Below are 14,746 nucleotides of genomic sequence, written 5' to 3'. Positions count from 1 at the left end.
AGGTAACATGATTGTTTAATAAAAAAGAACAATCATTGTCATTATGCAAAAAAATCTCAAAAAGATTATCAGCTTTCTACAAGTTGTTGACTCCGGTTCATTCACGAAAGCCGCAGATATTTTAGGGCTAAGCCGCTCTATGGTTAGTGTGGATATCAAACAATTAGAAGCTCAGCTCAATGTAAGCTTGCTAACACGAAATACGCGAAATATTGCATTAACAGAAGTGGGAAAACATTTCTATGACGACTTTAAACGTATTCAAAGTCAAATAGATGAAGCTTTTGAAAGAAGCCAAAATTTAGGCACTAATATTGCCGGTTTGCTGCGTTTTTCATCAACGAGTGAGTTTGGCCAACGTTTTATTTTGCCACTACTTCCTGAATTTTGCCGTCTTTATCCTAAGCTACGGTTACAATATTCATTTAACTCATCCTTAGACGACCTGATCACAGAAAAACTCGATTTATCCATTCGATTAGGCAACCTAAAGAACTCATCTCTTAAAATGAAGAAACTGGGTGAATATGAAATTTACTTAGTCGCCACCCCGGAATTTATAGAAAAACACCCAATAAAACAACTCACTGATTTAGCAAATGTTCCATGGATTAACCATGCCCTATTAAACTGGCAAGATCCGCAATATTTTTTACAGAACGCAAAAAATGAAAAATATTACTTACCTATAATTAAAAACCAATACGAGTCTAATTCTGCCGCCGTTATTCACCATATGGTGTTAGCTTCTTTAGGTATTGCAATATGCCCTGCTTGGATGGTTGATGACGACTTGCGGTGTGAACGCTTAGTTCATGTATTACCTGAATACCATTTACCTAAACAAAATATTCAATTACTTTATCCAAATACTCTTGTTTTACCGGCTAAGACACGTGCTTTTATTGATTACTTAGCTGATAAATTAGCTGTAAATAAATAAAAATATAGAGATAGGCAGGTTAAATGTTTCAAAAATTTAGTTTCTAATCGACCACAGAATAAAAGCTTATCCTTCTCGTTGGTAATGCCTATTATGCCTTCCATGGCATAATAGTCTGCTTTATTTCTTAGATGCTAAATAATCTTGCAGAGTACCTTCCGGTTTTTTCTTACAAAACTCAACAATCTGAGGGACTTCAGCAACACTTTGCTCTGTTAGCGCAACATAATCCCCACCTTTAAATTGCGTTTCTTGGTTTGTTACCCATAACGCAACAGGTGCCCAACTTTGAGGATCTAAATTAATAAATTGCTGGCAAGTCATATTTTCAGGTGTAACCATATTTTTGTCTGCTGCCATTGAGTTAAATGAAATTGTAGACACTGCAAATAATACGCTAGATATAATAACCTTTCTCATTTTGAACTCCATTGAAAATTTAAAATATAGAATTATGTGGCTAGCTATTATTAGCATATTATTTATATAAATTATATATTCTAATTTTGATGATTAAATTTATACTGAATTAAAAATAGAATAACAAACAATAAGAACAATAAATTACAAATGACAACTTAATTAGAGCATCAATATAAGATTTGTTTTTATAGAAAAGCCACTTATAAAAAGTGGCCATAAATATTTAACTATATTACTTTTACTTCCATCTCTGCAGGGTCTTTAATTGGTTCATTTACACAGAAGAAGTATGACTCAAAAGACATAAACATCATATCTAACCGATTAAAAATTTAATTTAAAATAAGTATCTAAGATAATAAAAACATGATTTACCATCTTGATACTTATACTTCAAAAGGCGAAGGGTGACTTTGTCTATAAACTCACCCAAAACACCCCTGTTTCTCGGATCTCTGTAAATTGATTTTGAAATTCGACTAAGTTTTGTTCTGGATTTAATGCGCTAAATCGTTCTGGATGCATAAATTTAGCCATAGCTTCAATGGCAAATATATTCATCGGGTTGTTGTAAAAATTATGGTAAATCGCCATAACTCGCTTTTCTTTAACTGCCGTTAATGATGAGATCCCTTGTCTATCCATTAATACTGATAACTGCTTCTGCACGTTAGCTTTATTTGCATTATATCCTAAGCTTACTGCGAGCGAGCGACGATTAAAGTTGTGCCAATCGGCGCCTGTCAGTAAATAATATTCTGGGTTTAATGTAATAATATTCTCAATGGAACTTTCAGCCCCTTTTGCAGGGAAGCTATCTGCAACAAGATTATTTCCGCCTGCCAGGGCCGCTAAAGAACCGTAACCTGAACGACCATAAAGTTGACAACAATTATCGCTAAATAACCCTGCATTCGCTTCAATCAAGACAGTTGGAAATGGCTGAGATAATTGGCTTTCAATCGCATCTAATTTTTCGTGGTACAGCTTCGCAAATCGTTCCGCTCTTTCTTGTGTTCCTAATAATTCACCTAATAATAGAATACTTTTTGGCGTGTTTTTCGCGATATCCATTCGAAAATCAATAAAAATGACTTGGATACCAGCGGCTTCAAGTTGCGGTAAAATTTGGCTATCACGCATCGCACCATAATTAGCCTTATGCATAATTACCACATCAGGCATTAACTCGATCAGTTTTTCAACTTGGAGACCGGCTTCACGAGTTTTCTTTAACGTTGGAATTTGGCCTAATTCAGGCAACACACTGAAATAAGCTTGTTTTAAATCTGGTGCGTATTGTGTAAGCGAATCACTCCAACCCGTGATACGAGATATCCCACTTTTACCCGCAGCAATATCTACTGGCAAAATATCACGGCTATCCACCAGAAATAACTTTTCAACGGGAAGATTAACTGTGACTTCACGGCCTTGTAAGTCGGTGATCACCGTTGGCGTTTTTGCCTGCCCCCAAAAGCTTAGTAAGCACAATAATCCTGTGAGAAATAATTTCATGGAAAATCTTTTACCTTAAATTTAAAAAGGTTGGTATGAATAAAGCCACTGTAAAGTGGCTTCAAACTGCTGCCAAATATATTATGTTTGGCAGCAAGTCGAATAGGTTTTGAAAATAAACTAGAACGTCACACTGTAATTCAGAGCAAAGGTTCGACCACGGCCTTTATAATCGTACAGGTTTGCAGCACCGTATTTAGGGCTATATAAGCTTTGTGCTCGTTGCCCCCAAATTGTGGAGTAATTTTTATCCAGTAAGTTTTCAACTGCAAAACTGACTTTACCCACTGGCAACATATAACTTCCTAATAAATCAACGGTATTATAGCCATCAAGTTTCTTACCAGCCGCATCCGTTAAATTGAACGTTTGCTGGCTTTGTAAACGTAGTGCCCAGTCATTCGGCTCCCAACCAATATAGGCATTCACTTTTGATGGGCTCGCGAAATCAACGCTCCATTTTTCCCAACTACCATCCACTTTAGTTTCTGATTTTTGTAGATTGAAATTACTTCCTACACTCCAATCTGAGTCAGCAAAGAAGTAATCCACCGCACCTTCTACCCCATAGATACGGCGTTTATCGGTTTTCATATAGATGCTCATGTCATCTTTATTAATGCCGTAGCTTCTATCAGATAATGAATAATAGGTAGCAACTTGCGTGCGCAGGTTTTCCCCTGTGTAGCGCCATCCTAACTCAAAGGAGTTAACCTTGATTCCTTTTACCTTGGTATCATTAATGTTAACGCTTTTATTTAGATGATAGTGGCCATTGGCATCTGGAGTCTTCGCATAGTCACCAGTTCCGTAATACTTAGCAATATCGGGAATTTCAAAACCTTGAGAAAAATTAAACCATGTTTGTTGCTCTTCGGTTAGGTTAACCAGCAGCCCTGCGTTAAACAGCAAGTTGTTGTAATCCGTTTTCCCACCCGGTACTGCATCGGCGGATTTACCTTTGCCGTTAGCAATGGCTTCTTGCTGTGCATAACCAATAAAATCATCCACTTTATTTTCTGTGTACTGATAACGCACACCGCCGCTTAACGTGAACATTGGCGTAATGTCATAACTACTTTGTAAAAATGTCGCCATATTCGTCGTGGTATAGCTTGGATAGCGGCCAATTTGGAAAGCTTTAGTTAAGTCCATTCCCCCGGATTCTTTCGCTTTATCTAAATCAAAAAACATTTGGTTCGCGCGAAATTGCTCATGCTCTGCATCCACACCATAAGTTAACGTTAATTCATCGATAGGTTGGCTATTGAACGTCAGCTTAGTTCCATAAAAATTGGTTTTTTGATCCGATGAGCTGATACTTGTAACATCTTTGCCTGTAAGGGTTGGGAAGGGATAAAACTTTTGTGATTCATCACGATAATAAACCTGTGCAACAAAATCCTGCCCAAATACATCTGCATTTGAATATTGTAAGTTGAGCAAATTACGCTCAGTTCCCGGCAAACGGTCAGAACTTAATTTACTGCTGTTATAAGCATCACCTTGCCCTTTAACCGCGGAAAAATTTTTTCCTAAATAGAGGCCGTGTTTACCATCAGACTCACTTTTATAATGCTGATAAACAGCTTGAACCTGTTGTTTTTCATCGATTTTGATAGTACCTGACGCCATCACATCCAAGCGATCAGAAAATTGTAACCCTGTTTGGGTATTATCGATATTAATCGCATTACCTTTACCATCATACCAACCGCCATAGCGTTGATAAGCAACAGAAACACGTCCGTGAGCGTTCTCGTTACCACCACTTACTGCTGCAGCAATATTTTCATCGTGATCTTTACCATTGTTAAAGCCTGTTTTTCCACCTAATTGCAGGGAAACTTGTTTTTCTTCTTGGCCTTTTTTCGTCACAATATTAATCAAGCCGCCGCTGCTACCGCCACCGTACATCGCCGTAGCACCTGAAATAACTTCGATATGGTTAATATTAAAAGGATCGATGGAGTCTAATTGGCGGCTATCACTACGAGAAGAGTTAAGGCGTACCCCATCAACCATCACAATCATTGAACGGCCACGCATATTCATGCCATAGTTTGTCCGCCCTTGGCCGCTGACACTCATTCCTGGAATAAGCTGCGCTAAAATATCTTTTAATTCTTTTCCACCTTCAGCTTGCTGCTCAATTTCAGCATTATCAATCACCCATGTGGTTTGTGCCATTTCTGAAACCGATTTATAGCCACGTGTAGCGGATACGGTTATGGATTCTTCTTTTTTATCAACGGCAAATACAGAGGGAGAAATAAAAGGGAGAACGCAAGGGGAGATAATAAAAAAATGCTTTATTTTCATTAAATTAAACCTTTACATTATTAGAATTGCTGTTATTGAATCTAAAAAATAAATCACAATGCATAATTAAATTACTGTTTATTATTTTATCAAATAATTATTAACAACAGTAACTAAGAATCAAGATAAATATAAGAATTATTATTATTAACAACAAAAAGTGAAAGGTTATTCAGTATTAGTCACGCATCCTTGCGCAAAGCCTTCCTATTAATTACTTCACGCTAACGACAGCGATATAATTCAATTTTCCACGATTTTGCCGAAAATGACGGAACATACGCAAAAATTGGGGACGATTTTCTTTCTTCAATGCATTACGGACAATCTTTAATGCACCGAATATACCTTCATCGTAAATCAGCCCTTTTGGTGATAACAATGTCATTGGCCCTGTATGAGATACCACTTGCTGGAAACCCGCTTGTTGAAATAATTCCACCCATTGTGTCTCAGGTAATGGCTGCGCTTTGACATTAATCGCCTGCTGCATTTGAGAAACCACATTTTGTACCGCTTGGGCATCCTTAAATGCAATATCGTGGGTTAATAGACAGCCCCCCGGTTTTAGTACTCGATAATACTCCTGCAATAACTTTGCTTTCGCTTTATCACCATACATGGTCAGCATGGCTTCATTAATGACCACATCAAAGCTGTTATCTTCAAATGGTAATTTTGATGCATCCGCCATTTGGATTGTCACTAAATCTGTTAACCCTTTATTCGCCACATTTTTTTGTGCTTGAGCGAGCGCCTGCTTGTCCATATCAATACCCGTAATATGGCAATGAAATTGGGAGGCTATTTCAATAGCTGTGGTTCCCATATTACACGCGACTTCAAGAACTTGGCTGTTCTTGTGTACCCCTGATTGGCTAAGTAGCCACTCGGTGGCTTCTTTTCCCCCTGGGCGTAGGCGTTTTTTCCCCAAGCGCGCTAAAAATTTGTGCCCAGCTTCATGGGCGGTAAATGATTGGTCCATTCGCACCTCCAAGCTAGTGTGTACAAGCCGTTTCAGGCTCACGTAACATAACTAACAACATTTTTGCGGGCTCTAGCGCATCTACCGCATGAGGAATATTGGCGGGCATTCTGACAATTTCCCCCGGTTTAGCCATCACAGGCTTTCCTTCGATGGTGAGTTGTAAACTCCCTTCAACAACCATTACAATAGCGTCAAAAGGGGCGCTGTGTTCAGATAGCGCTTGGCCTTTATCAAAAGCAAATAAGGTGATATTTCCCCCGCCATTCTTCGCTAATACACGGCTAGCAATCCCCTGTTCAGTATAATTAATTAACTGGTTGATAATCAGCGCTTCTGCGGGTGTTATAGTGTTACTGCTTACTGTGTTATTGCTCATCGTTTTATATTCCTTAATTCAATCGTTTTCATTCAGTTATCTAAATAGCGGAATGACCCCTTGGGTCTGCCGGCCTTGATAATCCATTGGCGTAATTGCGACAGGTAATTGGTACAGCTGTGTCAGGTTTTCTTCCGTTAAAATTTGTTCAGTTTCACCAAATAAACAACCGCTGCCGTTAAATAACAACAGTGAATAATCAGCGATATGCAGCGCATGTTGTGGATAATGACTCGTAAACAAGATAGTCATTCCGCGGTGTATGGCTAAGTCACGTAATACGCTGAGCACACTGTCTTGGTTGGCGAGATCCAATGCGGAAGTCGGTTCGTCAAGGATCAGGATTTCTGGCTCACTGGCTAATGCTCTCGCAATCATGACCATCTGTTTTTCCCCGCCACTGAGGCAGTTAAAGGGCTGGTCCGCAAATTTGCTTATGCCTAAGTACGCTAAGCACTGCTCTACAATTTGGTGATCTTTTTCATTAGGTGAGGCATACCAAGGCAGGTGACGAATACGCCCGAGACTCACCATTGTGCGAACAGAATAATGAAACAGTGAACCACTAAGCTGTGGAACATAAGCGACCGGTGCATTCAATAAAATATTGCCCGTTGCCCCTTTTTGTAAGCCGAGTAAGAGCTTTAATAAGGTTGTTTTACCACGACCATTTGGCCCTAAGATTGCGCCAATACTGCCTTTTGGTTGCCGAAAACTTAAGTTGGTAAATAACTGGCGTTGGGCAATTTTGAAATTAAGGTGTTCAACTTGGATCATAAATCGGCCACCTTTTTATTTAATGTATGGATAAGTAACGCAAAAATGTGGGCGCCGATCAGTGCGGTGATCACACTCAATGGAATTTCTGCATTGGTCATACTGCGTGCGAAAGTGTCAACAGCCACCATATAAATCCCACCAATGACGGCACTGGCAGGCAGTAATATTCGGTGGTCATGCCCTACCATTAATCGTGCAATATGGGGAACAATTAGCCCTACCCAGCCAATAGTGCCGGATACCGCTACTGTCGCACTGGTGATCAAAGTAACGCTGAGTAACACCGCCCAACGGATACTATTGATTTTCATCCCTAAGGCTTGTGCATTTTCTTCCCCAAGGGACAGCACATTGATACGAAAACGCAGTGCAAAAATAACCAAAACACAGACCAGCACAACCGGAAAAACAATATTGAGTTTGAGGTAAGACGCACTGGCAAAGCTGCCCATAAGCCAGAAAACAATGGTTTGTAACGTGTTGTTTGGGTCTGCAAAATAGGTAATTAACGAAATTAATGCAGCAAAAAAAGCATTAATAATGACTCCAGCAAGGATCAACATTAATAGCTGGCTGCCTTGGCGATTCAAACCAAGTAAAAAAACCAGTACGATAGCCAACAACCCACCGATGAAAGCGAATGAAATGGTGATAACTAAAGAGGAAAATAATAAAATGGCTAAAGCCCCGCCGAGTGCGGCCCCTGATGAAACACCAATAATTTGTGGCCCAACTAATGGGTTACGGAAAATCCCCTGCAAAGCCGCCCCCGCAACGGCTAACCCCGCCCCTGCTGTACCGGCTATCAGAACACGTGGTAAACGTACATTCAGCACAACATTTTGTTCTGTACGACTATAGTTCCCCACCATTTCGTTACCAAAAATAGTGTCATAGAGAATATGCCAAACCGCGGAAAACGAAACTGGGTAGCGGCCACAGCTGAGTGCCAAAACAAAAGTCAACAATAGGCAAATAGCGAAAACAAGCCAAAGATATTGGGGCCTACGCATGCGGTTTCCCCATTAAAGAAAGATAGTGTTGGCTACTTTTGTTCATCTCCATTTGCAATATGCCGTCTATTTGTTCATCCGAAACGTCATAGCCATAAAGTTGCTGATATCGCAGGCGAATTTCTTCCCGCAATGGCATTTTCATCGTTTCTGGGTGAAAAATCATTGATAGCCATTGCCAGTACAGTGGGGTCTCTTGGTTTGGTGCATCCCAGATAAAACCACCAATGGGGAGCTTATACACGCGCTGGTTTTTCACTGCAGTGACTTCACTTAACATAGGGTTACGATAAACGTCAGCTGGCGATAACCCCTCTTCGAAATTCCCCAAGAGAATAATGTCAGGATCCCAAACCAGGATTTGCTCAATATTGAGGGTTCTTGGCCCTGTGAGGTCACGGTTTAAACTTACTCCACCCGCTAGCGCAAAATCCGCATTGTTGTGCGATGTTGAACCAAACGTTTGAATGCTTTGATTAAAGTGTGAAAGATATAAAACTCGAGGCTGTTCAGATTCAGGAATTTTAGCGGCTGTAGAGGAGAGTGAGGTCACTACCTCTTGGCGCCACTGGATCATTTTTTGTGCTTTATCATTGTGGCCAAGTGTTTGCCCCATTAAGCGAACCCACTCTTGCGTATAGCGCTCTTGCCCATAATCTAACGTAGCAACAGTCAGCCCCGCATCTCGCATTGGTGAGATAATGTCATCCCCTCGGTGCCCCCATTGCCATACCAGATCGGGCTCGACATTAAGTAACGCTTCAATATTTGGCGTAAAATTATTCCCCACAACATTTGAATTCACCTGTAAAACTGGTGAAAACATTTGGCTTAGCATGCCGTCCCGAGCGGCAACCTTTGCAAAAGGGTGCATTCCGACTAATTTTTCACTGCTTTCATCCATGCCAACTAACATCGAAGCAGCGGGAATTGGGATCACGACAATACGTTTTGCAGGGGCTGATAAATGAATTTCATCACCTGACATATCTGTGAAATCAACGGCTTGTGATGCGCTTGCATTGGCCATCCCACCAATAGTTAGAAAAACAGCGGCTAGTCTAAAAGCATTATTTATCATAGGGTTATTCAGCTCTCTGCTAATATCTCAATTGATAATGTGTATGATTATCATTTATACTCAAGCCATTCTAAGACGACGTAAGTGGATGACCTATGACATTTGTCAAAAACGTTTTCCCCCATACACAATCGCTCAATGCCCTTAAATCATGCTTGCTGTTTAATGAAGTAGAAGATGAAAAACTGGCATTACTACTGGAAAATTGTGGCTATATTCGCTTTAAAAGTGGTGAAATTCTGAACCATGAAGGGGAGCCATTCAAACATTGCCCCCTAATGATAAGCGGGCAAATCGAGGTGTACCGCCACACTTATCTGGGCGAGGAAAAAATTTTCGGTTTATTTTGTACAGGGGAAATCGTTGCCATCGCCGCGGTTTTTATGCCGCACAACCGCTATCCGATGAGTTTACGGGCGAAAACCGACGGTGAAGCCTTGCTACTCGATAAACGCGATATTTTGCGGCTTTGCCATGCTTGCCCACAGATTATGGAAAAATTACTCATGCGTTTTAGTAGCAAACTGTATGAAAACATTAACCATATCGATTGGCTAACCTCGAGTTCTGCGGAGCAACGACTAGCCGCTTATATCCTTGATTTAAAACACAAGCAATTGACTTCAAATATTATTTTGCCTTTATCACGAGGCCAGCTCGCGGCTAAATTAGGCATACGCTACGAAACACTCAGCCGGTTGGTTTCTGGCTGGCGGCAAAAAGGATTTATTGATATCGAAAAAGACACTGTGCATATCCATAATGAAAACTACTTAACGCAATTATCTATTTCTGCACAGCGTCCATTTTAGGCATAACGCATTAACCAATATTAATGCGTTATTTATTATTAGAAATTATAGGTTACGCCACCATTCACATTAAACCCCATACCGGGGAATAAGGTACTGTCTTTTGCGGTGACGGTTTGGTTAGCAACCGATGTTGTCGCATAACGTTCATCCGTTAAATTATCCATCGATAAATACACAGACCACTGCTCTGTTGGCTTATAACTGCCTTTAAGTCCCAGTACGGCATAATGTTTACGTTTTTGAATATCAAGGTTGTTTTGGTGGTCAACAGCCATATCTGTTGGCGCCCAATGAATATTCGGTCCAACACTCCAATCCCCAATTTCATATAGCACCTCAGCAGCGACAATATTGCGTGGAATACCCGCGATATAGTTGCCATTATATTCTCCGCCCATAAAGCGAAAATCGTTATAAGTCCAAGAAACTCGGTAATTAATATCTCCCGGCCCTGCGCCAACGCGTCCTGCAAGCCCTGCTTCTAAACCTTGATGGCGAGTTTTCGCGGCATAATTAAACACGCCCACGACAGTTCCTGCACTGTCATAAGTGGTAATATACTCATCTTTAATTTGGCTACGATACAGCGCTAAGTTCCATTTCAACGCATCCGTGATATCCCCTTCCCCTCCAATTTCATAAGTGATGGCTTTTTGTGGTGAAAGTTTCGTCAATTTTCCATTGCTGGAGTTAATAATTTCCCAAAATGTCGCTGGTTCTTCACTCGTACTGATATTGGCAAAGTAGCGCTGACTTTCTGTTGGGCGCCAAATAACACCCGCTTTTGGTGTCCAAAATGTCCAACTTTGGTCTAACGACAAATGACTTTGCCGTTTTTCCACATCACGGCGTGCATGCGTACCTTTGACATCTAAATTAACTGTCACGGTTGGCGTAATATGTAAATCCACCCCAACACTGCCGTAGAGGTTTTCAGCTCGGCCATCATATTTACCTATTTTTGTTTTGTCTGCTGGTGTTCCTTTACGGTTTTGCATTAATTCGGTCTGCAAGGTCATTTGGTCCCAAGCAAGTGCCGTGCGATAAGTAACGGGTTCAGTTTCAATATTATAGGTAAATTGCAGCCCTTCACTGTGGCTGCGGCTAAAGCGATAGTACGCAGGGGTGGTAAAATTATCATGGGTACGAATGTGCCAAACTCCTGCGCCAATCGCTTGGTTATCCACTTGCCAGTCAGTGCGGTTAGCCACTCGCAATTGCTCAACATTACGGTGTGGGTCACGCAACCATACCATCGGGTACACATCCGTTGGGTTATTATTTAGTACCTCTTCGGAAACGGGCCCTGCAACGTCAAAACGCAAGTCTGTCCAGCTCAACCAAGTTCGGTTTTCAAAGTTATCGGTCACATAACCAAAGTTACTGCGTAAAGTTTTGCGTTGAGAAGAAGAATGTTTTCGATAACCATCAAAATGGTCGTAGGTAAAATTAACACGCCCATCAAGTACCCCATCGTCAGAAACACCACCGAATGCCGTTTGCAACCCTTCGCGCCCATGAGAGCCGTACTCATAGCGTAGTCGGCCTTGTTCGTTTCGACCTGTGTAAGAGAGCACGTCCAATTCTCCCCCCAAACTATTGCTCTGTGGGTTCAGGCTATTTGCACCACGGCGTACGCTCACCATCCGCGCATCACGCATTTCTAAGGTACTGATATGAAAACTGCCATCTGCATCCGTTGCAGGTAAACCATCTTGGAGCAGCAACACACCACGGGCAAGCGGTGCACTTTGCACTCCTGAGCCACGAATATTCAAACGCGGCTGGTCAATCCCTCCAAAGAAATTCTGGATCACCAGCCCTGGCTGGTAATCAAGGGCATCTTGTAAAGTCGCAAGGCGAGTCTCTTTTTCGATAACCACTAAATTTGTTCCGCCTGCCACTTTTTCGAGTTTATCTTTTTCTTGCTGTTCACTCGGTACCAAGCGGCTTTGCCCTGTTGAAGACGTGACGATCAGTTTATCTGCTGTTACTGCTGGTGCAGCGAACCCAATTGGTGTCGCCAAAGATCCGATGCCTAAAGTGAGTGCAATACAATGCGCCAATTGGTGCCGTTTTAAACGATAAGACATATATTCACCCTAATAATAGTAATGGTTATCATTTTCATTTGAGGAGTTTAAAATAGAGGATGGGAATTGATATCCCTATGACATTTGTCAAAAATGCCTAGAGTGAACTTCATTTTCAGGTTAATCACACATGTAATTAGCCAAGTGGTACTTTAAATTACTGTGGGTATCAAAGGATTAATAACCCATTTTATTTCATAGTAGTGTATTCGCAGTCCAAATACGGCTACACACTTTCTCTAATAACGCTTTGTTATGGCTAAAAATAACCATTGCTAGTGGCCGCTCTTCGGATAACTTCAGTAACAATTGCCAAATCTCTTTTTGCAAATTAGCGTCTAATTGCGCAGTGACCTCATCGGCAATTAAAATTTTCGTTCGCGGGTCAAGGGCTCGCAGTAACGCAATACGAGCAAGCTCACCACCGGATAACTCACTGGGAAGCCTTTCTAGCCAAGCAGGTTTAATTGAAAAACGTGCTAACCAATGGGAGTCTGGCTGCCAAGCATCAAACAAACTCGCACCGACCTTACGGTATGGGTTAAAACTTTTTTCTGGATGCTGAGGGACTAATTGAATCGGGCAATAGCCTTGTTGAGGTAGCCGTCGCCCTTCAAACAAAATGGTTCCTTGAGATGCCTTTTGCCACTGAGCCAATACTCGGCCCAACGTAGTTTTACCAAACCCACTAGGCGCAGAGATCCCAAGGCGTTCACCGCTAGCGAGTGATAAGTTAAAGCCATCCCACAGCCGCCGCCCACCTTGTTCAATGCATAAATTATTTACTTGTAAAATAGGTTCAGTGATACTCATTTACTTGCCATAAATTGATGTTCCGGTAACGCATTCCACAACGACTGCAGCCATTTTCCACCGCCACCTTGTTGTAGCGTTTGGCTACTTAACACTTCTTCCAATGCTCCGTTACGCAATAAGGCAATACGGTCAGCAAAACGCACTGCCATGGACAAATCATGGGTGACCCATAAAACACCTCGGCCATCGTGGCAGAGCGATTTAATGTTTTCGAGTAGCTGTATGGCATGGTCATCATCCAACCATGATGAAATTTCATCCGCTAAAATATATTGTGCGCAGGAGAGTGTCGCACTGCTGGCAAGTACCCGTTTTGCCATTCCACCAGATAACTGGTTTGGGTAGCTATCCACGAGTGAGCTTTGTAGATTATATTGCTGTAAATGCCGCGCGACATCGTGCATTTTAATGTGCTGACCACTTAACACAGCGGCACGTTCTAATTGTGGGCCGATACGAATTAACGGATTAAGTGCGCTAACCCCTTGAGGGATATAACATAATGCGTTACCACGGTGCTGCGCTTTGTTTTGTTCGGTCAGTTTTTTACCATTAAGGTGAATACCGCCACGACAGCGCATATTATGGGGAAGCAACCCCAAAACACTCTGTAATAACAAGCTCTTACCTTCTCCGCTCCCACCTACCAATGCAACCATCTCACCGGGCTGAATATCCAAGGAAATCCCTTGTAGTAATGGCGCCCAACGTTTACGCCCTAACCAACGAAATTGCGCGACATCCACGGTGAGATTATCAAGACTCAACATACGGCCCCCTTCAACCATAACTGCTGCAAGGCTTTGGCAAATTGGTCAAATAATAACACTAATCCAACTAAGGCAACGCCTGGAAAAACCACCAGCCACCAAGCTCCTGTGCTGAGATAACGCAACGCATCAGACAATAAAATGCCCAGTGAGGGCTCATGGGGCGATAAACCAAAACCTAAAAAGCTTAATGCTGCGCTGTGTAATACTGCGTGGGGAAACATTAATAACGTTCCTACCATCCATTGCGGCAAAATCATGGGTAAGTAGTGATAGCGCCAGCGATAAAATGCACTGTTACCAATACGTTGAGATAACATAATGTAATCTGACTGGCTAACTCGTTGTAACTCCGAACGTAAAATTAAGGCTAGTTTTGGCCAATGCGTTAGTGCAACCGCCCAAATAACCCCCATTTTTCCGCCTCCCAACGTGAAACAAATCAATACCAGCAATAAAAGATGGGGTAATGCCAACATGGCATCAATAATACCACGCACCACATAGTCCATGGCTTTGCTTATTGAAGATAACCCCGCCATGACAAGTGCAATAAAACCACTGGTAATGGCAGCCATAAGGCCGATTTGCAAACTGGTTGCCACACCTTGAAAGGTTCTGGCAAATAAGTCACGCCCTAAATTATCTGTACCAAATAGATGTGCCCACGACGGAGGCAGCCGCCTATCGAGTAAATTCATTTCAATATCATTGAGGGAGAAACCAAACGCATAGATACTGACGATGACCAATAAAAGCAACGAGAAAGCTAACTTAAGCAAAGCGCGATTCGGGTTATATGTCATGA

14 protein-coding genes are annotated in these 14,746 nt (G+C 41.7%); 2 read left to right on the top strand and 12 right to left on the bottom strand.

All coding sequences use genetic code 11. The features are described 5' to 3' along the window. The first annotated feature begins 43 nt into the window (after window positions 1–43). Window positions 44–943 (top strand): LysR family transcriptional regulator, encoded by a 900-nt coding sequence (locus G6Q48_RS02765; protein ID WP_166264397.1) that lies wholly within the window; start codon window positions 44–46, stop codon window positions 941–943. Between the two features lie 120 nt (window positions 944–1,063). Here G6Q48_RS02765 and G6Q48_RS02760 read toward each other — a convergent pair whose 3' ends face one another. The 8 genes from G6Q48_RS02760 to G6Q48_RS02725 all read right to left on the bottom strand — a co-directional run bounded on the left by G6Q48_RS02760 (window position 1,064) and on the right by G6Q48_RS02725 (window position 9,444). Further along, the gene (locus tag G6Q48_RS02760; RefSeq protein WP_166264395.1) at window positions 1,064–1,363 is read right to left on the bottom strand and encodes an HdeA/HdeB family chaperone; all 300 of its coding nucleotides are present in this window, start codon (window positions 1,361–1,363) and stop codon (window positions 1,064–1,066) included. 420 nt (window positions 1,364–1,783) lie between these two features. Further along, window positions 1,784–2,884 carry an ABC transporter substrate-binding protein gene (locus G6Q48_RS02755; RefSeq protein WP_166264393.1) on the bottom strand — a complete coding sequence of 367 codons (1,101 nt, stop codon included), beginning with the start codon at window positions 2,882–2,884 and terminating at the stop codon, window positions 1,784–1,786. Window positions 2,885–3,004: 120 nt separating this feature from the next. Beyond that, window positions 3,005–5,206, bottom strand: a complete 2,202-nt coding sequence (locus G6Q48_RS02750) for a TonB-dependent siderophore receptor (RefSeq protein WP_166264391.1) — start codon at window positions 5,204–5,206, stop codon at window positions 3,005–3,007. Between the two features lie 214 nt (window positions 5,207–5,420). Then, complete coding sequence (locus G6Q48_RS02745; RefSeq protein WP_166264389.1) at window positions 5,421–6,191, bottom strand: class I SAM-dependent methyltransferase; 771 nt, start codon at window positions 6,189–6,191, stop codon at window positions 5,421–5,423. Window positions 6,192–6,204: 13 nt separating this feature from the next. Next, complete coding sequence (locus G6Q48_RS02740) at window positions 6,205–6,570, bottom strand: cupin domain-containing protein (protein WP_102137856.1); 366 nt, start codon at window positions 6,568–6,570, stop codon at window positions 6,205–6,207. A gap of 36 nt (window positions 6,571–6,606) precedes the next feature. Further along, window positions 6,607–7,347 (bottom strand): ABC transporter ATP-binding protein, encoded by a 741-nt coding sequence (locus tag G6Q48_RS02735; RefSeq protein ID WP_166264387.1) that lies wholly within the window; start codon window positions 7,345–7,347, stop codon window positions 6,607–6,609. Beyond that, on the bottom strand, window positions 7,344–8,363 hold the full coding sequence (locus G6Q48_RS02730; RefSeq protein WP_166264385.1) for an iron chelate uptake ABC transporter family permease subunit: 1,020 nt from the start codon (window positions 8,361–8,363) through the stop codon (window positions 7,344–7,346). The genes G6Q48_RS02735 and G6Q48_RS02730 overlap by 4 nt, the downstream gene beginning before the upstream one ends. Then, the gene (locus G6Q48_RS02725) at window positions 8,356–9,444 is read right to left on the bottom strand and encodes an ABC transporter substrate-binding protein (RefSeq protein WP_166264383.1); all 1,089 of its coding nucleotides are present in this window, start codon (window positions 9,442–9,444) and stop codon (window positions 8,356–8,358) included. Before G6Q48_RS02725 ends, G6Q48_RS02730 begins: the two co-directional genes overlap by 8 nt. A gap of 95 nt (window positions 9,445–9,539) precedes the next feature. Here G6Q48_RS02725 and G6Q48_RS02720 point away from each other — a divergent pair, with 95 nt between their 5' ends. After that, window positions 9,540–10,256 carry a Crp/Fnr family transcriptional regulator gene (locus G6Q48_RS02720; RefSeq protein ID WP_102137860.1) on the top strand — a complete coding sequence of 239 codons (717 nt, stop codon included), beginning with the start codon at window positions 9,540–9,542 and terminating at the stop codon, window positions 10,254–10,256. Between the two features lie 38 nt (window positions 10,257–10,294). Here the strand turns inward: G6Q48_RS02720 and G6Q48_RS02715 are convergent, their stop codons facing one another. The 4 genes from G6Q48_RS02715 to G6Q48_RS02700 all read right to left on the bottom strand — a co-directional run bounded on the left by G6Q48_RS02715 (window position 10,295) and on the right by G6Q48_RS02700 (window position 14,744). Beyond that, window positions 10,295–12,352 carry a TonB-dependent receptor family protein gene (locus G6Q48_RS02715; protein ID WP_166264381.1) on the bottom strand — a complete coding sequence of 686 codons (2,058 nt, stop codon included), beginning with the start codon at window positions 12,350–12,352 and terminating at the stop codon, window positions 10,295–10,297. 195 nt (window positions 12,353–12,547) lie between these two features. Continuing rightward, window positions 12,548–13,147, bottom strand: coding sequence for an ATP-binding cassette domain-containing protein (locus tag G6Q48_RS02710; protein ID WP_166264509.1), 600 nt, complete (start codon window positions 13,145–13,147; stop codon window positions 12,548–12,550). 14 nt (window positions 13,148–13,161) lie between these two features. Next, entirely contained in the window at window positions 13,162–13,938 is a 777-nt protein-coding gene (locus tag G6Q48_RS02705; protein WP_166264379.1) for an ATP-binding cassette domain-containing protein, read from the bottom strand. Further along, window positions 13,932–14,744: an ABC transporter permease gene (locus tag G6Q48_RS02700; protein WP_102137865.1), complete on the bottom strand. Its 813-nt coding sequence runs from the start codon at window positions 14,742–14,744 to the stop codon at window positions 13,932–13,934. Before G6Q48_RS02700 ends, G6Q48_RS02705 begins: the two co-directional genes overlap by 7 nt. Window positions 14,745–14,746: the final 2 nt, after the last annotated feature.

This window comes from Providencia sp. M-27 (genome assembly GCF_011077905.1).
GTDB classification, from domain to species: domain Bacteria; phylum Pseudomonadota; class Gammaproteobacteria; order Enterobacterales; family Enterobacteriaceae; genus Providencia; species Providencia huaxiensis.
The sequence above is the reverse complement of the archived record's forward strand: the minus strand, read 5'-3'. Positions and strand labels throughout refer to the sequence as shown.